Source organism: Halobacillus litoralis, from assembly GCF_009856355.1.
Taxonomy (GTDB): domain Bacteria; phylum Bacillota; class Bacilli; order Bacillales; family Halobacillaceae; genus Halobacillus; species Halobacillus litoralis_B.
In genome coordinates, this window is record NZ_WMEW01000003.1 from 38,662 (window position 1) to 61,630 (window position 22,969).

General features: G+C 47.6%; 18 protein-coding genes and 1 riboswitch. Of the genes, 12 read left to right on the forward strand and 6 right to left on the reverse strand.

The window, feature by feature from the left end; genetic code table 11:
- Nucleotides 1–70: 70 nt before the first annotated feature.
- On the reverse strand, nucleotides 71–2,260 hold the full coding sequence (locus tag GLV97_RS06375; protein WP_160889310.1) for an ATP-dependent helicase: 2,190 nt from the start codon (nucleotides 2,258–2,260) through the stop codon (nucleotides 71–73).
- A 198-nt stretch (nucleotides 2,261–2,458) separates the two neighbouring features.
- On the opposite strand from GLV97_RS06375, the gene GLV97_RS19780 reads away from it, so the two are divergent.
- The 3 genes from GLV97_RS19780 to GLV97_RS06385 are packed head-to-tail and all read left to right on the forward strand — an operon-like array spanning nucleotide 2,459 to nucleotide 5,250.
- The gene (locus GLV97_RS19780) at nucleotides 2,459–2,632 is read left to right on the forward strand and encodes a hypothetical protein (protein ID WP_202409778.1); all 174 of its coding nucleotides are present in this window, start codon (nucleotides 2,459–2,461) and stop codon (nucleotides 2,630–2,632) included.
- Between the two features lie 60 nt (nucleotides 2,633–2,692).
- Complete coding sequence (locus GLV97_RS06380) at nucleotides 2,693–4,015, forward strand: glycosyl hydrolase family 18 protein (RefSeq protein ID WP_160889311.1); 1,323 nt, start codon at nucleotides 2,693–2,695, stop codon at nucleotides 4,013–4,015.
- A 59-nt stretch (nucleotides 4,016–4,074) separates the two neighbouring features.
- The gene (locus tag GLV97_RS06385; RefSeq protein ID WP_160889312.1) at nucleotides 4,075–5,250 is read left to right on the forward strand and encodes a DUF4317 domain-containing protein; all 1,176 of its coding nucleotides are present in this window, start codon (nucleotides 4,075–4,077) and stop codon (nucleotides 5,248–5,250) included.
- 595 nt (nucleotides 5,251–5,845) lie between these two features.
- Here GLV97_RS06385 and galE read toward each other — a convergent pair.
- A complete protein-coding gene (gene galE / locus GLV97_RS06390) occupies nucleotides 5,846–6,895 on the reverse strand; it encodes a UDP-glucose 4-epimerase GalE (RefSeq protein WP_160889313.1) in 1,050 nt (349 codons plus the stop codon).
- A gap of 177 nt (nucleotides 6,896–7,072) precedes the next feature.
- A complete protein-coding gene (locus GLV97_RS06395; RefSeq protein ID WP_160889314.1) occupies nucleotides 7,073–7,915 on the reverse strand; it encodes an endo alpha-1,4 polygalactosaminidase in 843 nt (280 codons plus the stop codon).
- A 35-nt stretch (nucleotides 7,916–7,950) separates the two neighbouring features.
- Nucleotides 7,951–8,037: riboswitch (cyclic di-GMP riboswitch) on the reverse strand.
- A 68-nt stretch (nucleotides 8,038–8,105) separates the two neighbouring features.
- Between GLV97_RS06395 and GLV97_RS06400 the strand changes: the two genes are divergently transcribed.
- From GLV97_RS06400 to pelG, 5 genes are read left to right on the forward strand one after another with little or no spacing between them, the layout of a single operon-like run.
- A complete protein-coding gene (locus GLV97_RS06400) occupies nucleotides 8,106–9,341 on the forward strand; it encodes a hypothetical protein (RefSeq protein WP_160889315.1) in 1,236 nt (411 codons plus the stop codon).
- Nucleotides 9,334–10,260, forward strand: a complete 927-nt coding sequence (locus GLV97_RS06405; RefSeq protein ID WP_160889316.1) for a hypothetical protein — start codon at nucleotides 9,334–9,336, stop codon at nucleotides 10,258–10,260. The genes GLV97_RS06400 and GLV97_RS06405 overlap by 8 nt, the downstream gene beginning before the upstream one ends.
- Nucleotides 10,257–12,095 carry a DUF2194 domain-containing protein gene (locus GLV97_RS06410; protein WP_160889317.1) on the forward strand — a complete coding sequence of 613 codons (1,839 nt, stop codon included), beginning with the start codon at nucleotides 10,257–10,259 and terminating at the stop codon, nucleotides 12,093–12,095. The genes GLV97_RS06405 and GLV97_RS06410 overlap by 4 nt, the downstream gene beginning before the upstream one ends.
- A complete protein-coding gene (gene pelF, locus GLV97_RS06415) occupies nucleotides 12,092–13,510 on the forward strand; it encodes a GT4 family glycosyltransferase PelF (protein WP_160889318.1) in 1,419 nt (472 codons plus the stop codon). The genes GLV97_RS06410 and pelF overlap by 4 nt, the downstream gene beginning before the upstream one ends.
- The gene (pelG, locus tag GLV97_RS06420) at nucleotides 13,491–14,963 is read left to right on the forward strand and encodes an exopolysaccharide Pel transporter PelG (protein WP_160889319.1); all 1,473 of its coding nucleotides are present in this window, start codon (nucleotides 13,491–13,493) and stop codon (nucleotides 14,961–14,963) included. The genes pelF and pelG overlap by 20 nt, the downstream gene beginning before the upstream one ends.
- A 117-nt stretch (nucleotides 14,964–15,080) precedes the next feature.
- On the opposite strand, the gene GLV97_RS06425 is transcribed toward pelG, so the two are convergent.
- Entirely contained in the window at nucleotides 15,081–15,845 is a 765-nt protein-coding gene (locus GLV97_RS06425) for a PAS domain S-box protein (protein WP_160889320.1), read from the reverse strand.
- 407 nt (nucleotides 15,846–16,252) lie between these two features.
- On the opposite strand from GLV97_RS06425, the gene katG reads away from it, so the two are divergent.
- Entirely contained in the window at nucleotides 16,253–18,499 is a 2,247-nt protein-coding gene (katG, locus tag GLV97_RS06430; RefSeq protein WP_160889321.1) for a catalase/peroxidase HPI, read from the forward strand.
- A gap of 687 nt (nucleotides 18,500–19,186) precedes the next feature.
- Nucleotides 19,187–19,918 (forward strand): polyphosphate kinase 2 family protein, encoded by a 732-nt coding sequence (locus tag GLV97_RS06435; protein WP_160889322.1) that lies wholly within the window; start codon nucleotides 19,187–19,189, stop codon nucleotides 19,916–19,918.
- Between the two features lie 56 nt (nucleotides 19,919–19,974).
- Here the strand turns inward: GLV97_RS06435 and GLV97_RS06440 are convergent, their stop codons facing one another.
- Both GLV97_RS06440 and GLV97_RS06445 read right to left on the reverse strand, forming a co-directional pair.
- Complete coding sequence (locus tag GLV97_RS06440) at nucleotides 19,975–20,532, reverse strand: class I SAM-dependent methyltransferase (protein ID WP_160889323.1); 558 nt, start codon at nucleotides 20,530–20,532, stop codon at nucleotides 19,975–19,977.
- 139 nt (nucleotides 20,533–20,671) lie between these two features.
- A complete protein-coding gene (locus tag GLV97_RS06445) occupies nucleotides 20,672–21,376 on the reverse strand; it encodes a uracil-DNA glycosylase (protein WP_160889324.1) in 705 nt (234 codons plus the stop codon).
- 256 nt (nucleotides 21,377–21,632) lie between these two features.
- Between GLV97_RS06445 and GLV97_RS06450 the strand changes: the two genes are divergently transcribed.
- Nucleotides 21,633–21,878, forward strand: a complete 246-nt coding sequence (locus GLV97_RS06450; protein WP_160889412.1) for a hypothetical protein — start codon at nucleotides 21,633–21,635, stop codon at nucleotides 21,876–21,878.
- Nucleotides 21,879–22,100: 222 nt separating this feature from the next.
- Nucleotides 22,101–22,955: a hypothetical protein gene (locus GLV97_RS06455; protein ID WP_160889325.1), complete on the forward strand. Its 855-nt coding sequence runs from the start codon at nucleotides 22,101–22,103 to the stop codon at nucleotides 22,953–22,955.
- Nucleotides 22,956–22,969 lie beyond the last annotated feature (14 nt).

Consider the following 22,969-nt stretch of genomic DNA (forward strand, 5'->3'; position numbering starts at 1 on the left):
CAGAAAAGAAGAAGTCCTTCTTTTGAAACAAAGGGATTTCCCTTTCTGCCTTTGTGAGCCTCTCCTGTATTTACTCTTTTTTCAACAATCCATTCTCCAGACAGAACGCCAGCAGCAGTTCCTTGTATCCGTGTTCCTCAAATTGAATGCCTATGTGATCCCCGCCGTATTCAGAAATCACGCCTGTACCGAATTTCCGGTGGGACACTTTCAATCCAAGCTCCATATCTTCTTCTTTTAATAACGACTCGTCCGACAAATCAACAGCCGGGCGGATCGGTGCCTTTTTCTTCTTCGCGCCCTCCGGCTGGATAATGCGGCGGACGTTCATGTGAAAAATCGATTCCGTGACCCGCTCGCTGCCTTTATAGTTGTAGGAAAGCAGCTCAAGGTGAGAGCGTGCCCGCGTCATACCAACGTAAAACAATCGCACCGCTTCCTCCATGGCTGCCTTGTCTTCACTACGATACCGCTCCATATCATCTTTAGATGGAACCACTCCGTTGATAAGATCGATCATATATACGTTATCGTATTCCAGACCTTTGGCGCTGTGGAACGTGGTTAAAGTCAGCGGCGCTTTATTTTTGTTATGCTTCGACGTCTGAATCAGCCGCTCCAGGTGTTTCAATCTGTCTGCAAACCCCTTCAAAGAACCAAGACCGTGAGCGATTTCCTCAAGAGTATCAAGAATTCCAAACAAGTGCTCCGCATTAAAACCGAAGTTCTCACACATCTTCGTCACCGCTTTGTCATAGCCGAGCTTATCGCGGATCATGCGGAGGGCCTTATCAGGCTCCATGCCATTCATTTCATGGAACATCTTTTTTGCCTGGGCCAGGTTTTTGTCCTGATAGGATGGAATATCCTCTTCCCTCAACAGATCAAAAATAGAGGCTGTGATGGCCGTTCGTTTCAAAAAGGCCATCTGCTTTTTCGTAATGTAACCGTTGAACTTCGTATGAATCCGCTCCAGAATATCCACCCGCTGATCGTTGTAGCTGAAACGCATAAAGTTCAACATATCCTCAACAATCCAGTGTTTGAAGAACTTGGCGTCGATATCCTTCATATAAAAATCGATGCCCGCCTTATCCAGCTTGTCTGCCAGTGGAACGGCTGATGAATTGTTCCGGTACAACACAGCCGTCTCCTCTTCTGGAGACGCTGTTTTTACAGCTTCTGCGACATAGGTCAGCTGCTGGTCATAGTTACTGAATGTCTGCATCTGGATGGGAGCATTGGACGGGTTTTCTGTAAACATCTGCTTTGGGTAGCGTTTTTTGTTGCGTTTAATAAACTGATTGGAGGCTTCCACAATTTCCTTCGACGACCGGTAGTTCTGGGACATCGTCATTACGGTCGCATCCGGGTACACCTTCTCGAATTGCAGCAGCTTCGTTACATCGGACCCCCGCCACATGAAGATCGACTGATCATCATCTGCCACGACACATAAATTGTTGTGCGGACGAGCCAGAAGCTCCACGATTTCATGCTGGACTACACTGTTGTCCTGACTTTCATCTGTAAGTACATACTCGAAGCGGCGCTGATACTTTCCAAGCAGTTGTGGATCTTCTAACATAAACTGATGGGCATACGTGAGCATATCGTCAAAGTCAAGCAGGCGTCTGTCCGGCAGCTGTTGTTTTTTAAACTGTTCATAAGCCTTATAGATATCGGCCGCCCGCTTGACGGTGCAGGAAACCTTCTCCAGCTCTTTCCCTGTAATCATCCGGTTTTTCACAAAACTGATGTAAGTCATGAGTTCATCCATTTCATCCTCTGACATCTGCTTCTGATGAATGTCCTCATAGATCTTTTTCAAAATAAACTTTTTGTGGAGCGGTACGTCCGGGCCATGAAAACCCTTTTTGAGTTCTTCATCACTGACACTCCCCTCGACCAGCTGGAAGGCCTCCCCTCTTTTCTGAAGAGTTTCCCGGACGACTTGAAAAGCAAAGCTGTGAATCGTTGAGAAATGGACTTTTTCGTTTGTGAGAGAGGAGAAAAACCGGTCAAAACGCTCTGACATATCCCGGGCGGAGGCTTTACTGAAGGTGATCGCCATGATCCGCTCCGGCTTCACCTTTTTCTCGAGCAGCAGGTAGCCGATCTTCATATTCAGTGTGGTCGTCTTCCCTGATCCCGGAGAAGCCAGCAGAAGCAGCGGCCCATCTGTGTGAAGGACCGCCTGCTTTTGGACATCATTCAGCTTTACTCCGGTCTGTTGTTCCATGGTTGTAAAGAAATCCATACGTTCGTCCCTTTCTATTCAGGAAAGAAAAAATAGATGGAAAAAGGCCTGCGCCCCTTTTCCATCTACATTTTCCATCATCATTGTTGTTCCATTATACCTGCTTCACCCAAACGATTCCAGATGATTTTCTTCCCTCTTTTTACATGAGATGACCGAAGAAGAACCATACTAACAGGGACAAGGAGGTGGAGAACGATGGCGAAGAAAACAAAGAAAAACCAAGCGGAGCAGAAGAACCAAAAAGGGTTTGCTCCAAAACAGGCGGATGTAGAGTTTTCTGAGGAGTTTGGCAGCGCGGCTGCAAATGAAGCTCATCAGAAAGAAGCGAAAAAAGCCCGCAAATCCAAAAAAGCAAAACAAGATAACTAAATGAATGCAGGGGATTTTCCCATTTCAGGGAAAATCCCCTTTCTATTGCTGGAGGTCACTATGAAACGTATAGGTCTACTCACCATATTCATTTTTTTCTTCCTTCACACCGGTCCGGTCTCTGCAAGCGTCCTCTATACCGTAAAACCCGGGGACAGTTTATGGAAAATCGCAGATCAGTATGAAACAAGCACCGACGTTTTAAAGAAAGTCAACGGCATTACGAACGGCGCACGGATTATGCCGGGGCAGTCTGTGATCATCCCGGGAAATACGTATCATGTAACGGACGGAGATACGCTCTGGAAGGTCGCACGAATGCACCAGACATCGATGGCGAATTTAAAAGAACGGAACAGGTTGACCAGCGACATCATTGTCCCTGGTCAAACCCTGCACATCCCTGAAAGCAGGAAGAAGCCCATTACAGCAGGGGCGTTTTTCATTCCGGGAAGCCCAGTGAAAAACCAGCAGTCCATCGACTATTATGGGGATTATTTATCTGCCCTCGGCATGTTCGAATACCGGCCGGATGAGAACGGAACACTCAGCCGGATGAGCGGAGAAGATTCCATCTCACGCACATGGAAGAAAGGCTTGGTCCCCCATGCCACCATCACCAATTTAACAGAGGAAGGCTTCGATCCAGACCTGGCCCACCGCCTGCTTTCCAATGAGACGAAACGGAAGGATTTGATTGAGCATATTGCCGGACTCGTAGACGAAAAACAGTACAAAGGGGTGATCATCGACTTTGAAAGCCTGCACCAGAAGGACCGATCCCATTTCAATACATTTATCCAAGATCTTTCCGGACGTCTCCATAAAATAGGAGGAGAAGTCGGGACTGCCCTGCCGCCCATGACAGGCGCCTACGCCCCGGCCCACCACCAAGCCTACGACTACAAAACCATCGGTGAGGCTGTCGACTTCGTTTTTCTTATGACGTACAACTGGCACTGGCTCGGAGGTGTTCCCGGCGCGATTGCTCCGATCAAAAAGGTCGATGCTGTCATGAACTATGCGGTAACAGCCATCCCAAAAGAAAAAATCTTCTTAGGAATTGCCATGTACGCCTATGACTGGAACACAGCCAAGCCTGAAGACGTTAAAGCCTATTCCCAGCAGCAGGCTGTCGATACGGCCGTGGAGCATCAACGCCCGATCCAATATGATTACGAAAAGGGCAGCCCCTGGTTCACCTACACCGATCAACAGGGGGATCTCCATGAAGTCTGGTTTGAGGACGCCCGATCGATACTGGCCAAATACCGGCTTGTAAAAAAATACGACATCCAAGGGGTGGGTGGATGGAAGACAGGCCTTGATTTCCCTCAAGCCGGTTTCCTGCTGAAAGAAGAATTCATCATAAAAAAACGATGAGCCGGCACGCTCCCCAGCTATGATAAAATGAAAGAATCATAGAGGTAGGAGTGGGATCGATGGACAAAAAAGACATAGCCGGTATCCGGAAACAACTGAAGGTCGACAATGATCTGATGAAGATATCGAATATATTCAACGTCTATATTATGAAAGAATCAACGGACATATATCACCATCAGAGCCAGCCGTTTGAAATGCTGGACCGTGACCAGCAGGAGCTCTTTATGACCAACTTCAAGAAAGTCCTTACCGGGCAGCTGGACGAGAAGCTGTTCGAGCTGAAATTCAAACAGGAGGCGGAGGACTCCAGTCAGTTCATTCTGCACCGCGGCCTCTTAAGCCGTAACGTAGAAGACTGGAAACAGGAAATGCTTGCGATGACGGAAAAAATGATCAAGGATCACCCCTATGAGAAGGATGTCGTCATCACCTTCATCCGCGCCGAATACTTAAAACCGACGAGACGACGCAGTGAAGATTCGGAAGAAAGTGACCGCGATGCGGTATATTCCAACCCGTTTATTCTCTGCAGCGTCAACCAGACCGAAGAGCCTAAAAAGGAAATCCAGTTCGACTATGTTGAAAAGGAATTCAAATACAACATCCAGGTCGACCCGGTCATCGATTTGAAGCATCCGCTGACAGGATTCATGTTCCCGAGCATTACGGAAGGAACCTCCGACGTCAACCACGTGCTGTACGCTGCCGGTAAAGCCAACGAACCGGATTACTGGTTTATCGAAGATGTATTAAACGGCGAAGAAATAATGACAGCGAAAGAAGACAAAGCGGTATTCGAAGAAGTCATCAGGGGTGTCGTCGGTGACCAGCTGAGTCCTTCAACGCTCGCGAGTGTATACGGTGAAATCAACAAAGTGGTGGAGGAAAATGAGGACGATGCGCCGCCGAAGCTCGACTACCGCGACGTAGAACGCGTATTGAACCAAAGCGGCGAGCAGGTCGAAGGCGATCAAGTCAAACATGCTTTTCAAATGATTACAGACAACGAAGGATATGAGCTGAAAGCCAGCAGCATCGTTCCTAAATACAAAACGAAATCGATTAAAATCAACACGAAAGTGGCCAACATCTCCATCAGTCCCCAGGACCTGGAGTTTGTCAGACAGGTCAACTACAAAGGGAAACGCTGCATCATGATCGAAATTGAAGAAGATGCAGAAATCGACGGATTTAAAATGCTGCCGGAGGCCTTCGGAAACGAACCCTCCTGAAAAAAAGGAGTGGACACACGTGTCCACTCCTTTGGCTGTAGAAAAACCCTGTGTTAACCAGTTAGAGCTGCCCTTTCGTCATGTGAAGGGTTACTTTTCGCTTATCGGCGGATGCTTGCCGCGGGCACGGCCTCAGCTAACTTGGTCAAGAAACCATTTGACCAAGTGGATCTTCGGCTCGCGCTGTTCCCGCAGGCGTCACCGCCGAACGCTCCTCGTGCCGACGTTAGAATATATAGGAGAGAGGTTGTGCACTAAGCAGGTTCGCTGATTCAAAAGCACGGCACGGGCTGCGCACTTGCCGCGTGCATGGAAAAGAAAAAGGGAAAGCACAGTCGCTGATGACGACTGCCTGCCGGAATATGAAAAAGACTGCCCACCATCCATCAAGGGTGTGCTGGGTGAAGCGTCTTTTTCGATTTTAAAAGAACCCCCAAGAAGCGGTGCCCTTTCCACTCCTGCGGAAGAACGAGTGGGCCGAGATCGCTGAGCGTGGGTTTTGCGAGGAAGCTCGGGCGCTCGTCCGCGGAAAGGGAAGGGGCTTACGCTCCTGGCGGTAAAAAAAGGAGTGGACACGCGTGTCCACTCTTCCTTTTTATTTCTGCCCGGCAAGCTCCCGCTTGGAAGCATTCTTCTCTCCTGTATAACCTTCCGGATTCTGCTTCCGCCAGTTCCAGGAATCCACGCACATGTCATCAATTGTTTTCTCTGCCTGCCAGCCCAGTTTCAAATGAGCTTTGGCCGGGTCTGCGAAGCACTCTGCAATATCGCCGGGGCGGCGGTCCTCGATGGCATAGGGAACTCTGCGCCCGGATGCTTTTTCGAAAGCCTTCACGAGCTGAAGGACACTGTAGCCTTCTCCCGTACCGAGGTTGTACGTTTCGATCCCGGATTCTCCTGCTGTTTTTTCAAGTGCATGCACGTGACCTCTTGCCAGGTCGACGACATGAATGTAATCTCTCACTCCTGTGCCGTCCACGGTCGGATAATCATCACCAAATACTTTCAGCTCAGGGAAATGACCGACAGCAACTTTTGTAATATAAGGCATCAGGTTGTTCGGAATCCCTGCCGGGTCTTCACCGATGCGGCCACTCGGATGAGAACCGATGGGATTAAAGTAGCGGAGGATGGATAGGCTCCACTCTTTATCAGAGACATATAAATCCTGAAGAATTTCCTCAAGCATGAGCTTCGTACGGCCATAAGGATTGGTGGCCCCGACCGATGCACTCTCCGTAAGAGGAAGAGAGTCAGGTGTACCATAAACAGTAGCGGAGGATGAAAAGATCAGTTGTTTTACATCAAATTCCATCATCACTTCACACAACATCAAAGTCCCTGTAATGTTGTTATGATAGTACGTGAGCGGCATAGAAACCGATTCACCGACCGCTTTCAGTCCTGCCAGATGAATGACAGCTGTAATGTCGTAATCCTCGAAAATCTTACGCAATAGATCCTGATTCAAGAGATCCCCTTCTACAAACGTCAACGTCTTCCCCGTCAGCTCCTGCACACGAATCAGTGATTCAGGATGGCTGTTCGATAAGTTATCTATCACGATCACCTCATGATCCCGCTCCAGTAACTCAAGACAAATGTGGCTGCCTATGTATCCGGCTCCGCCTGTAACTAAGATCATTGCCTCTCCTCCTCTATCATTATCTTACTTTGGAATGTACAGGAAAATTAAGGATATGTCTACTGTAAAAGGGAAGGAGCCCTTCTTTAGGCTCCCCTCGAAAAGTCCTTGATCTGTTCGTTTTTCGACATTTTTGCGCCATTCAGCCCAATTTCCAAGAAAATTTTTGTATAATTATTACCAAGCATTATAGTGGCTGGATTCATGATAATGCTTGAAGTTTTTTGATGCTGCATAGTTCGTGCTCTTTGTTTTTTCGGTAAAAGAGACCGTTAATACTTCCAGGCCCGTTTCTGTTTGCAGCTGTTGGAGATCCTCTATACGATTCTGGGACCATTGGTTGGTAGAAACCGTTGAGTAATTAAAATTCTCCCACATAATGCCGTCTACATAAGGATACGTTGTGGTGGACAGGGTGCCAAACCCCCAGTTTTGGATAAGGGACAAGGAGGGGTGCTGGCGCCGGATTTCCTGCAGGAACACAGCCATACCCGCACGCTGGTCATCCAGCACATCGGATCCGCAGTGTTCGTTATCGATATTGCCGACGGTATCCAGGAACACCCCATCCAGACCTTTAGCTGTAATCTGCTTCTCAATTTCAGCCAGCAGCACCTGCTGATAATGGTCCGAGGTGATATCGGTGAGGTAAGAGTCCCATTCCGGATAATAGACACGCTCCCCGTCACGGTGGAAGAAGTCGGACTCTTCCAGCTGACTGATCAGCGCGGTATTCCAGTTATCGGCTTCCATCGTGTTGATATACCCATACACCAAGGTACCGGACTGCTGAATGGTTTCAATTTGATCCTTGGTATAGAGGACAGGTTCAATCATGACGGCGTCGTACGCCTGCATTTGATTCAAAATCGCATCGGTCGGGTAATCATAATAAATTTTGTAGGACTGGACATTGGAAAGTGGATTGGAAGATTGTGCAAAAGCAGGAAAAGGGGAAAATACGAGACCAGCGGTCAAAACAACAAGAAGACTCCATTTCATCTTTGAAAAAATACCCATCATACGCCTCCTGATTTTTCAGAGAGCGGCTGCGGCATTGCAGACTGGCGATCGGCTCCCGGAGGGAACTACGACCCATGTCTTTGCGCCCTTACCTTTCGATAAGTTTGCCGGCTCTATTCAATTTTATCGACATTATACCACATATTTAACATGTTAAAGTACTCTAAATCCTTATGGAGGTGATTGAATGTTCTACCAACAATCCAGTTTTATCCGAAAATTTATTGAACTGATCCTCGTCTTTTTAGTATTAGGATTCCTTGATCAAACCCTGGAGTGGAATATGCTCGAATGGCTGTTCAACCCCGTCTTCTTTGCTGTTCTCTTATTTTCACTTCGTTACGGTCTTCATTTGGCCCTGCTCAGCTTTGCAGCTGCCTTCATCTATCATGTATATGACATCTATCAGCGGGACGGGGATTTATTTCTATTATTCTATGATTCCAGTAATTATTTATCGCTCCTCTTCCTATTGGTGACGGCCGTAATCAGCGGTCTATACAGCACTTCTTTCCGGGAGAGGTACGAAAGTCAGCAGTATGTACTCGAGGAGACGAGAGATGAAAATGAAGAATTAAAATCGTCTCTAAGTGTATTGGAGCGTTCCCAAAGAGTGATGCAGGCGAAAGTGCTGGATTCCGAGTACACCCTTTCCAGAATTTACGAAGTCGGAAAAACACTGGATCAGCCGTCTCCTGAACTTGTCCGGAACGAAGCAGTTACGATCATCGGGGACCTGTTTGACGCAGAAGACCTGGCCATCTATCATGTGGATTCGTCTAAAAAATCACTGCGGCTCCGCGTCCGGAAAGGAAATACCGAGCGGCTCCCGCAGACCATTTTCATCGATGATGCGGCTTCTATTTTCTCACGCAGTCTGCGGAACAAAACGATTACTTTAAAGACAGTTGAAGATGAAGCCACTGCCCCCGTGTTGATCGGGCCGGTTGTTTATAACCAGGATGTACGGGAAGTTCTCGTCATCGATCAGCTTGATTTTGCCAAACTGACAAAATACGAAGTTCAGATCCTCTCTCTCGTGCTTGACTGGATGGGCAACCGGATTGAAAGAGCCGGGGAATACCTCCGTAAGGAAGAAGAGCAGAAGATGTATCCGGGAACGAACATCTATTATAAAGAAGCCTTCGATGAGCTCGTACAAATGCAGGAGAAGCGCGAGGAAAAATACGGCGTTCCTTACAGTGTCGTCTCTATCGATGTCAGCCCTTACAGGGAAATGTCTGTAGTTGAAGCAGAAATCATCCTCCGGGCCTATTTGAGAGAGCTGGACATCATGGGGTACGACCAATCTAACCAGTATTTCTATTTCCTACTTCCAGGGACAAGCACACAGAATGCGTCCATCGTCGAAGAGCGGATTTACAAAGCACTTGAAACTAAAGGCGGGATTCACATTGGTTAATTTCCAAGAACCTTACTGGCTGATTTTTTTCTATGTGATTCACGCTCTTATTGTTCTGATTGTTTCCTTTCTGCTCCGAAAAAGAATGGATGATGACAACAAGGGAACGATCACATGGCTTGCCATCACAAGCGTTTTTCTTCCGGTTATCGGAGAACTTCTCGGGCTTGCCGCCTGGTTCGCGGCTAAACTGGCAGGGACAAACCATATGATTGATGAGTATGACGACTATGTGAATTTCACACCGTTGAACTTGGAATACCTCCGCTATGAAGCATCCAGCAGCATGGATTTATCACCGATCAGTGATGCTCTTTTGAGAAATGACGGCGTCAATCAGAAGGAATTGATTGTAAGCTTGATCAATTCGGACATCGCCAATAAAGGCCGGCACTTAAACCTCGGCCTGACCAACAACAACTCCGAAACCGTTCACTATGCCGCAACGACCATGAATGTGCTCTCCACCCGGTTCGAGAAAGAGCTGGAGCATGCCAGAAACGAACTGGACCCGGAAGCACCGATGTCTTTTGAACGTTTATGCAACGTATACGAACGTTATTTAGAAAGCGGCATTCTGGATGAGAACGGACAGGAGCGGCTTGAGAAACAATATGAACAACTGCTTGAAGAGGCTGTTCCCAAGCTTGATAAAGAACCGTGGATGTACCGCAGCCTCGGTGATATTTACGTACGCCGGTACAAAACAGATGAAGCAGAGCGCGCCTATCATGAAATGACGGATCAGTTCCCCTCCCATCCTGGAGGCTATTTGAAACTGATTGAATTGTATTATGCCCGCCGCGACTGGAAAAACATCAAGCCGGTACTCACGGATCTTTTCCAATATGTCAAAGAAGAGGACATCCCTGAGAACCAACGCTTTATCATCCAACAGATGGGAGGAAAAGCGCTTTGAAAAAACAAATCATCATTTATGCATCGGTTCTGTTTTTATTTTTCACTGCAGCCATTATCGTTCTTCAGTTTATGCGGCTCGACATGTTCCATCAGTGGTTTCCTGCTGAAACGGCGCAGGGAACACCTGTAGAAACGATGAGCACAGACCAGGACTTACCAGAAGGAGAACAGTTGAACGTTTACGTTCATAAAAATGATACACCTTTGTCCAAAGACGCTGTTGAAAATCTGGAATATGCCATGGACTACGCAAAAATCTCCTATAAGGAAATAACGAAAGAGGAAATCAAAAACCTCAGCGCTTCTCCCTATTCGGTACTTGTGCTTGGAGGCGAGCACTCAGAAGAATGGCCGTATGAAGAGATCCGCTCCTACGTTGAAAAAGGAGGAAACCTGTATATTGCCTCACGCTTCATCAACCCCGATTGGAATGAACTTATCGGTTTGAAAGACGTAGAAGATTTCATTGACGACATCTACGGGTTAACTTTCGTAAAAGAAGTATTCCCAGGCTATATGGATTTAGGCAGTGACTCCGAATTGTTTTCCCACAGCATTGCGGACGTCGAGCTTGCAGAATCAGCTGAAGTGTACATCGAAGCGGAAGACCACCCGATCCTATGGTCCAACACTTACGGAGAAGGAAACGTCATGTTCTGGAACACCACTTCTGTCACAGAAAAAAGTTCGCGGGGGTTAATGCTGCAGGCTCTTTCCTTCCTGCCTCCAACATTTGTTTCCTCACAGGCAGGCATTAAGGTGATGCACATTGATGACTTCCCTGCACCTGTCCCAAGCGGCACGACGGATGTGATCCAGCGGGACTACGATTTAGATGTAGAGGATTTTTATTCGGACGTCTGGTGGGAGGATATGAAACGGATCGGGGAAGAAGAAGATGTGATTTATACCGGATACTTAATTGGTACCTATCAGGACACGATGGACCTGACATCCGAAGAACTGATTGAGACGAGACGTTTTCCGATGCTGTATTTCGGACGCAAGGTCTTGAAGGAGGACGGTGAGATTGGCATCCATGGATATAACCACCAGTCTCTTGTTACCGCAGATGAACCGATCGATCCTGAATACGGCTATCGGCCATGGAAGAATCAGGCCGAGATGGAAGACTCTCTACACCGTGTGGACGACCTGTTCGATTATTACTTCAAGGAAGAAGACATCCATTCCTACGTCCCTCCTTCCAATGTATTAAATAAAACCGGAGTACGCGCTCTGCACGAAGTATTTCCGGACCTTGAGGCTGTATCCGGCTTATATACAGGCAACAAAGAGACGGGAGCCTTCTTACAGGAATATGAACCAAACAGTGAGTTCCCCTCCCTCTACCATTTCCCAAGGATATCAAGCGGATACGGGGAAACCGATGAAGAGCGTTTCGTCCAGATTGACGCCATTGCCAACTTCGGAGTGTTCGCCCACTTTATCCATCCGGATGATGTCCTCGATCCATACCGGGCCGGAGACAGCGGATGGCCGGAAATGAGACAGTCCTATGAAGACATGCTCCATTATATTCACGATCACTACACACACCTGAAAGGGATGCGGCAGACGGACGCAACGAAAAAGATGAAACAGTATCAAGCTTCCGATATAACGGTCACCTACCAGGACAGTCAAATCATTGTACAGGGTGACGAGCTGCTTTCGCCTTCCACCATTTTAATAAGGGTGAACGACGGAAGTCTGGAAACCGGTTCTTTTGAGGCCGGAGATGTCAAAGCCTTTGGTGAATCAGGAACGCTGTATCAGGTGACTCTGAAACAACCGTACGCTGAATTTAAGATAAAGGATGAAGCCTTGTGAAAATAGGAATGGTCGTCGAAGGAAGCTATCCATACGTAAGCGGCGGTGTGGCAAGCTGGGTTCAGATGCTGACCACTCAGCTTCCCCGGCATGAGTTCGTCATTATTGCCATTACACCGGAGGAAATGACCGCCGACGATTACCGCTATGAGCTTCCTTCCAATATCTCAGAGGTGATCAACCTCCCATTAAACATAAAACCCGCCGCAAAAAAGCGGCGCGTCAAGCTTACCGAAGAAGAACAGCACATGCTGACGGATTGGATGATGTTCCGCGGTCTTCCACCGGATGTCCTGGACATCTTCAAGAAAAAAATCGGTTCAACCGAAGCACTGTTTTCAAGTGAACTGTTCTGGAACATGGTCCAGGAAAGCTACCGGATTGAAGAACAGTCGGGTTCCTTCATCGATTACTTCTGGATGTGGCGCGGCATGTTCACTCCTGTCCTGGAACTGCTGCAGGCGGACTTCCCGGACCTTGATCTGATCCATTCTGCCTCCACGGGCTATGCCGGACTGATTGCTGCCGCTATCAAACAGCGGCAGGGGATTCCTTATCTTTTGACGGAACACGGGATCTATTCCCGGGAACGGGAGGAGGAAATCCTGCAGGCTGGATGGATTCCTGAGTATTATAAAAAACGCTGGGTCCAGTTTTTCCACCATTTATCCAAGCAGGCCTATACGGAAGCGGATGATGTCATCACGCTGTTCGACCGTAACAGCCGGCTTCAACATGAACTTGGCGCTGATGAAGACAAGCTGTCCGTCATTCCGAACGGCATTCATTATGACCGGTTATCAGGAATCGTGAAGCTCCCTAAAACAGATGTGCTTAAGATCGGTGCCATCGTCCGCGTTGTTCCAATCAAGGATATTAAGACGATGATCAATGCCGCCAAAGTCCTCGATGATAAAGGGGTCCCTTTTGAACTGACGATTATGGGCCCGCTCGATGAAGAGGAGGAATATGCCGAGGAATGCCGGTTGATGATCGAACAGCTGAGTCTGGAACACTGCGTCACTCTCGCCGGGAAAGTCAATATCATTGAATACCTCCCCCACTTTGACGTCTGCCTGCTCACAAGTATCTCAGAGGGACAGCCGCTCGCGGTGCTGGAAGGCATGGCAGCAGGCGTTCCTTATGTGGTTACAGACGTCGGATCCTGCTCAGAGCTTATGTACGGCCGGGAAGATGACCCGTATGGACCGGCCGGCTTTGTTGTACCGCCTGTGAATCCGAAAGCCATAGCTGAGCACTGCCAATGGTATTATGAGCATCCTCAGGAAGCGGAGAAGTTCGGAAAAAACGGACAGAAACGGGCAGAAACCTATTACCAAGTGCATCAATTCATCGACCAGTATGCAGATTTGTACACAGAAAGGGGGCTCGCTTATGGCCGGCATCGGGTTTAAGCTGCAGAAATTATTCCAGGAGGACTATTTTTCCTCCCGGATTAAAGCCTACGCATTTGCAGGGCTGGTCACTTCCGGCCCATGGCTTGTCGTCATTGCGACCATTGCTGTGATTCAGTGGATGACCTCGTTCTTCTCCCTGCTTGATCTGCAGGAGAGGGAACTGTTCAACCTTTCTGTGGCCTACTGCTTCATTTTTTCCCAGGTCCTCTTCGGAGTGCAGCAGTTGGTCGTCACACGGTACACCGCCGACCTTTTTTATGAACGGCGGACGGAGGCCATTTTCCCGACATTTATCGGGATGACAAAAGTAACACTCGCCCTGGCCTTTATAGGATGGTTGATCTTCTTCTGGATTTCACCGCTTCCTTACTACTTTAAATGGCTCATGCTGATTCTATTTGTAACCGTCAACCTGATCTGGGTGCTGTTTTTATTTCTGAGCGCTGCGAAGTTCTATCAGGCCGTTGCCTACAGCTTCCTCGCCGGAGGCGGGGCTGCTCTGCTCCTCGTCTTCCTGTTTGGAAAAAATGCCGCATGGTTTCCGATATTCGAGCATTCCAACAGCTTCTTCCTGCTCGCCGGATTTACGTCCGGAATGCTTGTTACACTGTTCGGATTGTTCATGTCGATGCTCATGACGTTCCCGAACCGGTCGAAGGAGAACCAGTTCAGTTACCTGAACTATTTCGATCGTTTTCCTTCCTTGTTCTGGACAGGTTTTTTGTATAATGTCGGCATCTGGGTCTGTAACTGGGTGATCTGGTTCGGTGAGGGACACGGGTTTCTGTTGGAATCTTTTTTATACCACCGCATTTATGATACGGCGATTTTCTGGTCGTACTTAACCATCATCCCAACCCTCATCATATTTGTCGTGTCCGTTGAAACCCGCTTCTACGAGCGGTACCGGGTCTTTTACGGCTATATCAATGAAGGGGGAACACTTTCGCAGATCAAAAATGCCAAAGCAGCGATGCAGCGCGTGTTGAAACAGGAGATGGAGCGTCTGATCCGCAGCCAGGGACTCTTTTCCCTGCTGATCCTTCTGACTATCGGAAGTCTTGCCTCCTTCCTGTCGTTGGAGCCTGAAATTGCGTCGATTTTCCGATTTACGACCATCGGTGCTTTTGCAAATGCGATGGTTCTTGTCATAACACTGATCCTTCTTTACTTTGAAGACCGGAGAGGAGCGATGTGGACATCGATCACCTTCTTCCTATTGAATTTGGGTCTGTCCCTGCTGTTTCTCCCCTTCGGCTATGATGGCTATGGGTTAAGCTTTTCCATCGGGTCCACGCTTGCTTTTCTGTTTGCTTTAGCAAGATTGATTCTCTTTATTGAAAAAGTAGATTACCAGGCCTTCTGTCAGCCGCAGGCGCTCACTTATACGAAAAAGCGCACCCCTTTTACAAAGCTGGGGGCATGGATGAACAAACGCACACTCTTCTAATAAAAAGGTCCGTTTCCAAGTGGAAACGGACCTTTTTGCGGAATCTTTTTTATGAAAGACAGGGCATCAGCTGGTGAGTATGGAGTGATCCAAGAAGCAGGAAAGTTGAAAGCCTTGTTAAAAGGCGATTTTGCTGAGAGCCGAACTGACCGAAGCCATCGTCGGAATGAGGCCCTTTCCATCACGATTGAGAAATTTTAATGTATTTCTTACCATATCCGGACGGATGCCTGTACAAATCGGTTGAATACCGAGAAGCTTGAGAACACCCGTCAGTTCATATAATAATTTACCCGCGTGTTCATCCACGTCATACAAGCCCGATACATCGATAATTAAGTAGTGGAGACGGTGCCGGGGGATTTCCTCACAAATCTGCTGGATCATATGCTCTGTCCTTGTCCGATTGATGGTGCCGATCAGCGGAAGAACGGCCACTCCCTCCTTGAGTGGAACGATGGGAGTCATCACCTTGATCAGTTCGCGCTCCGCTTCTTTCTGCGCGGTCATATCACGGAGAATGGATTGAATCGCCTTCGTTTCCTCATATTTGATTGGATGACAGAAGAGTTCCACCTCCACAACCGAGCCGTCTCCGCGATACACGGTTGTTTCCACCAGCTCACCGATCCTGCCCTGCTCCTCTCCTTTCTTAATCCGGTCGCGGATAAACGACCTGAAGTCTTCTGTAAACACATCGACGACATTCCTTCCAATAATCTGCTCCTTCTCCATTCCAAAAAATTCAGAAGCTGCTTCATTAATATGAAGAATTTCATGGCTGCAGTGAATGACCGTCGGCTCCATCGAATACTCGGTGATCTCCCTGTGCAGAATTTCCTTCTCTTCATTAAACAGGGCACGCCCTGTCGATTCCCTCATCCCGCTCACTCCCCTTTGAATGGATCATATCGAGATTACTTTTCACTATAGTAGCATACAGGGAGAGATTTTTTTGTCGTATGTTGACGAGAAAGAAAGAAAATCATTGAGAATGAAAGCGCTGTACTTGAAAATATTCCATGCAGATTTAACCCTTAAAATATACTATATTTTCTGATATTTTGTTACAATAAGACTTACAAGCTTCATAAAAACCTCAAAAAACCGCATAACACCGCTTTTTGTCGAATGGTGACAATCGTCTCCTTTCCATGAACACGAACACCTGTTCACAAATCTTTCAAAATATTTAAGGGTTCACCCTTTTCATTCTTGTCCTTTTTTATTATAATTATAATCTGAGATGGGTTATAAAATAACATAAATTCTGAAGGGAGAATTGTTATATGCATAAAGATGATCTTCACGGAAGCCAGGGCGGACAGTGCCCGTTCACTGGTAAGACGACAGGTGGTACAGAGGAAGAAACAGCCATTACGACACAAAAAGTAGGAACGACCAATAAAGATTGGTGGCCGAATATGCTGAACTTGAATATTCTGCACCAGCACGATAAGAAAACAACGCCTATGGGCGATGACTTTGATTATGAAGAAGAATTCAGCAAGATTGACTATGACCAATTGAAACAGGATCTCCATGACCTGATGACGGACAGTCAGGATTGGTGGCCGGCGGATTACGGTCATTACGGCCCCCTTTTCATCCGTATGTCCTGGCACGCAGCCGGAACCTACCGTACCGGGGACGGACGCGGTGGTGGTGCAACAGGAAACCAGCGTTTCGCTCCATTGAACAGCTGGCCGGATAACGCCAACATCGATAAGGCCCGCCGTCTGCTCTGGCCGATCAAACAGAAATATGGCAACAAGCTTTCCTGGGCTGACCTGCTCGTCTTGACGGGTAACGTTGCTCTCGAATCCATGGGATTGAAAACGTTCGGCTTCGGAGCCGGCCGTGAAGACATCTATCACCCGGAAGAGGACGTCTACTGGGGTACAGAAAAAGAATGGCTGGCGGATAACCGTTATTCCGGCGACCGTGACCTTGAAAATCCACTGGCTGCTGTCCAGATGGGATTGATTTACGTCAACCCTGAAGGACCGAACGGCAACCCGGATCCACTTGGCAGTGCCCGCGATATCCGCGATACATTCGGACGTATGGGAATGAACGATGAGGAAACAGTTGCTTTGATTGCCGGTGGACACACCTTCGGTAAAGCCCACGGCGCCGGAGATGCCGAAGCTCATGTCGGACCTGATCCGGAAGCGGCACCGATTGAAAACCAGGGACTTGGCTGGCAGAGCACGCACGGCAGCGGAAAAGGCCGCGATGCGATCACAAGTGGCGTAGAAGGCGCATGGACAGCGAACCCGACAACATGGGACAACGGCTTCTTTGATCTTCTATTCGGCTATGAGTGGGAGCTTTCCAAGAGCCCGGCTGGTGCCAACCAATGGGCTCCTGTCAACCAGCAGGAAGAACACATGGCTCCTGACGCCGAGGATGCATCCATGAAAGTCCCAACCTTCATGACGACAGCGGATATGGCCCTTCGCATGGATCCGGATTATGAGAAGATTTCCCGCCGTTATCATGAAAATCCGGACGAATTCGCAGATGCATTCGCCCGTGCATGGTTCAAGCTTCTTCACCGTGATATGGGACCAAAAGCAAGATACCTTGGACCTGAAGTACCTGAAGAAGATTTGATCTGGCAGGACCCTGTACCTGAAGGAAACTACGACCTGTCTGATGCAGATATTGAAGACATCAAGTCCCACATTCTTGATTCTGAACTGACCATCAGCGAGCTTGTCAAAACCGCCTGGGCTTCAGCGAGCACGTTCCGCGGGTCTGACAACCGTGGTGGAGCCAACGGAGCGCGCATCCGTCTGGAACCGCAGAAAAGCTGGGAAGTCAACGAGCCGGAGCAGCTGGCCAAAGCTCTTGAGGTGTACGACCGCATCCAGGATGAGCTGGATCATGAGATCAGCCTGGCTGACTTGATCGTCCTTGGCGGTTCTGCAGCGATCGAACAGGCAGCGAAGGATGCAGGTGTCCACATCACTGTACCATTCGCACCTGGTCGCGGAGATGCTTCGGAAGAACAAACCGACGCTGAAAGCTTTGAGGTATTAGAGCCGATGGCTGACGGTTTCCGTAACTACGAGAAGAAAAAATACACGCTCAGTCCAGAAGAACTGCTTGTCGACAAAGCGCAGCTGCTCGGACTGACGGCTCCTGAAATGACCGTTCTTATCGGTGGTATGCGTGTTCTTGGAGCGAACTATGAGGATACGGATCTTGGTGTATTCACGAACCGTGTCGGCTCGTTGACCAACGACTTCTTCGTCAACCTGCTTGATATGGGCATCGAGTGGAAGCCGGTCGATTACAACCGCTACGAAGGCCGTGACCGCCAGAGTGGCGAGCTTGTCCGCACTGCTTCCCGCGTAGACCTTGTCTTCGGTTCAAACTCTGTGCTTCGTTCCATTGCAGAGGTCTATGCCACAGAGGACAACAAAGAGAAATTCGTCCATGATTTCGTATCCGCATGGGTAAAAATCATGAACGCCGATCGTTTTGATCTGAAAAAGAATAAAAACCTGGCTTATAACCAGGCGTAACCATTAATCATCAACGACCCCGACCCCAAAAACCCTGGAAGCGGCACTGCTGCTTCCAGGGTTTTTTATATGCATCCTGAGTCAGGACAGCCGTCCGCACAATTAGTTACACTTCCCGGACGGCAGGGGTTCACCTCATCTATCGGAATAGTAGTTCTACCATCTACCAAAAGAAACCCCGGCGCGAAAAAGCGCCGGGGAAAAATATAAACAACTTAGGTGACCCAACCATGTAAGAATCATCCTTGATTCTATACATTTCGATTGATTTTTTAAGACTTCCCCGAAGGACAATTCTACCAGGCATTCGTTTCCTTATCCCATTAATTCCCGTTTTATTCCAACCCGGAAAGGAGAAAGCAGCAGCTATGGAAGCGGCCAATGTTTCTTTCATCCACTGCCCATACAGCTTCGTAAAGAAACCTTCCCTGTATCCTTCTGCGGCCGGCTGGATCACAGCCCGGATGTCCATTCTCTCCACAGCTGTGATTTTGTTCGCTCGGAAACGAACCTGTGCAATGGTTGAGCCACCTAAGTCGTTTATGTTGGTTCATGATCTTCTTTACATCTTTATTATATCACCAGATTTGGATGTGAACGGTGAAAGTTGTGTCTATTTTGTAAACGTTCACAAGATGAATAGATATAGAAGGGAATCTCAACCAGGAATCCAAAGGAGAGAAAACCATGCTGGAATCTGTAGACTTATCCTTGAGCATAGACAAACCGCAGTACAAAAAGGAACTGAAGGAGACACAGCTGAAGTTACTTCAGCTTCAGCGCCCCATCTACGATCAAAAGTTAGGGGCGGTCATCGTTTTTGAAGGCTGGGACGCTTCCGGCAAAGGTGGTGCCATCAAGCGGATTACGAGCGGCCTCGATCCGCGCGGCTTCGAGGTCCATGCGATCGGTGCTCCTTCTACAAATGAAAAACGGCACCATTACCTAAAAAGGTTCTGGAATAAGCTCCCTCCCTATGGGAAAATAGCCATCTTTGACCGCTCGTGGTATGGACGGGTGCTTGTGGAGCGGGTCGAACATTTCGCATCAGGGCAGGAATGGAACCGTGCCTATGATGAAATCAATCAATTTGAACAGCTGCTTTCCCAGGACCGCTATGTGGTAATCAAGATATGGATGCACATATCAAAAGATGAACAGCTGAGACGATTTCAAGAACGACAATCCGACCCACTGAAAAAATGGAAAATCACTGATGAAGACTGGCGAAACCGGTCCAAATGGGACATATATGAAGAAGCGGTGGAAGATATGTTCCACTATACTTCTCCTCCTGAATGTCAGTGGCACATTGTCGAAGGGGAAAATAAGCATTTTGCCCGGGTGAAGACCAATCGGATTATTATCCAGGCCATTGAAAAAAGGTTACAGCACGTCCCTTCTCATCCAAATCCATAAGTGAGGATAATAAAAAACAATCCCTGATAGAGATGTCAGGGATTGTTCTTTCAAGGTCATTCCCCTTTTTTCTTCACGATGTACATATGATACGCGGCGTGAAAGGCAGAATAGTCTGTATAATCATCACAAAGGATTTCCCAGTCAGAATCCATCTCATTCAGCACGCGCTTCAGATGATCCTCCCTCTCCTCTCCCTGAATCATGAAAGTAGCAAGGATGCCGCCGTACCGTAACTCGGATGCGACACGATGGAGCAGCTTTGTTTCTTTTTCCAGGTCCCTTTTATAAAAATGCAGGATGGAATCAAGCAGAACAATGTCGTGGTCGCGGGATACCGGGTACGCATAAAGATCTCCTGCCACCCCTTTGACGTCCAGCTGCTCATCACGGGCGGAATGGTTCATCTGCTCAAGGCCGACTGTTGATATGTCCACCCCTGTCACTGTATAGCCTAACCTTCCTAAACAAAGAGCGTCCCTCCCCTGCCCGCATCCTAAATCCAGCACGTGTCCTTTCGGTTCATAGGACTCAAAGAACTTGATGAGTCCTGGGTAGGGGTCACCGAAGTATTGCGGTTCTTCATAATAATGGTCGTAGATGGGTTTAGTCATTCTTGTCCTCCTAGATCAGTCATGTCGTTCCTAAATTAATATCCTTTCGTGATTCCTTACTGCAGACATTCCGAATATCTTTAATTACCGGGGCATACAGGTTCGTTTCTTCTGCCCACATTCTAATCAACATGCGGCTTTAAGGTCTAGTGGCAAATAACTTCCTACACCCTTCTTTAAACTCCGGCGCACCTCCATAGGAAGGATGACGAATAGGAACGTGTTTCATTCCATACTGATTCAGCTTTTCTTTCGCATATTTCCCAATACAAACTACCTTACTATTGGGTGGACAGTAGTCTAACAAGCATTTCAAATACTCTACGCCTGCTCGTAATTCATCCGCTCTTGGAGGCCGGTTGGAAAGCAGCCCTTTTTCCTCTTGATAAGGATGGAAGGGAAAGACATTCCAAAAAATCACCTTGTAAGCATCGATGTTATTTTCAAGGAGTGTTTTCCATACAATAGAAGCCGTCGGCTCACTAAAACCCTTCTTTCTCCAAGAATTTCTGAAGCCTGGATAATCTGATTCTGGATGGCTCGTTCGCTGCCCTGCTTTCCCTCTGAAAACACCCTGATGCCCTATGTCAGGATGAGTACCAGTAATGATTCTTTCCGATGTCATTGGAATCCCTGAAAAACGCCCACCCTGATACCCTAATGCTTCTGCTACAAAGATATACTCTGCTGTTGTTTTTCTCTGTTCTAAATACCTGGTGAGATGTTCGGCCCTTATCAATGGCGCTTCAGGGTGGATATCAAGGTGTTCCGAGTAATCCTTCCATGGGTTAAACACTCCAGCATCCGTACGGTGTGACTTCATCTCGTCAATGAAATTCAGCATACCCTCATCCTTCCTTCTGCTCTTATGACCAGATACCCTCACGAGCTTGTTAACGATTTCAACATAATGGAAGGATTTCCTTTTCTTTTATTGAAAATCGGTCTGTGAAAATAGGCACATCACCTCTGTTCATGGTATGGTGAAGAAAATAGACGCATACCAAACACAGCCCCCTTCCCTACCCCCAAAGGAGGAATGCTCCGTGGAATATAACCGCGAAGAAGAAGTGATCCGTAACTATCAAAAAGGCGAAAAAATGATGATCCTGGTTTTTGCCCAGTGGTGCATCAACCATGATCTCGATCCCATCACCATTTATACAGAAGCCTATCCCCACCAGGAGAAGAATAAAGAGTTGATCGAAGCGCTGGACCTGACTGTTCCGAAGAAGGAATCCGATCTCATTGATTCAGAAACGATTCTGGAGGTCCTTTCCCTTTATGGAAATGACGACCTTGCTTTTGTCGTCTCTGATTATATCCACCGTAAAAATCTTGAATAATCTTTTCAAAAAACGGTACCCTCCCTCTCGGATTCAGGTACCGTTTTTCATTCCAATGCGGCTAAATATTAAGTTGATATAAATTCATGAAACATCAGGCCGTGTTCTTCCGTATATCCATAGTAAGAGAATCAAAACGTTTATAAAATATATGGTATTCTTAAAGTAATATAAAAACTCGAGGAACAAAGATGAGGAAAGACGAAAAGGGGCTGACAATGCATGGACAACCTCTACTCTTCTACGCTGGAGTATTTGGAAAGAGCATTCATGCCGCATACATCCGAATATCAGCGCTATATCGATTTTCAAACGATGAGAGATATGAAGCAGGTCACCAAAGAGAAACGGCCGGTCTATTTCGATCTGGAAATCAAAGAGCTGGCGGAAATGAACAGAAGGTACATTCTGGATGGGTTTTGGAACGGCATATTCTTCACCGCCGTCCTTCCAACCTCCAATACATTCAAGGGTACGATCGAGTATTACGGCAAGCCGCCGAAAATGCTGATCGGCCGGTTTGAAATGGGCGAGGAAGTCAAAAGCTTCTCCCCTGCGTTCCTGAAGGAAGAGTTCAAAAGAAAAAAAGTGCTCGGGGACACATTACGGGATTTTTCGGAGATTTTGTTTACCTATTTGAATACGTACGTCAACGATATGGATGTATCCATAGAAACTACAACCTTTGAGGATGTTGAAAACCCCATATTTGAGGAATGGGAATTTCCATTTCTCAAAGAGCATCCCGATCTTCAGAAGGAGTGGGCTTCTCTAAAGGAACGGACAGCAAACCAATTTAAACGCCTGGACGAACTCGACATTGAAGACCAGTACGCTCTCGAGACCATGATGGCCAAAGATGTTCCTGACTTCATCGCATCATTCCACCGTTTGTCTGATGAGAATAAGGAAAGCCGAAAGCATGAACTGGTGGAGACGATGTATGATTTAAGTCGGTTCATCGAAACGCTGGAACGGAAAGAAGAGGAAAGCTACGCGCAGAACTTCGCCAGAAGCAAAGGGATTATCGCTTCCAAGTACAACAAGGAAGATGAAAACTTCCTCTCCAGGAAGTGATCACTGCTATGACC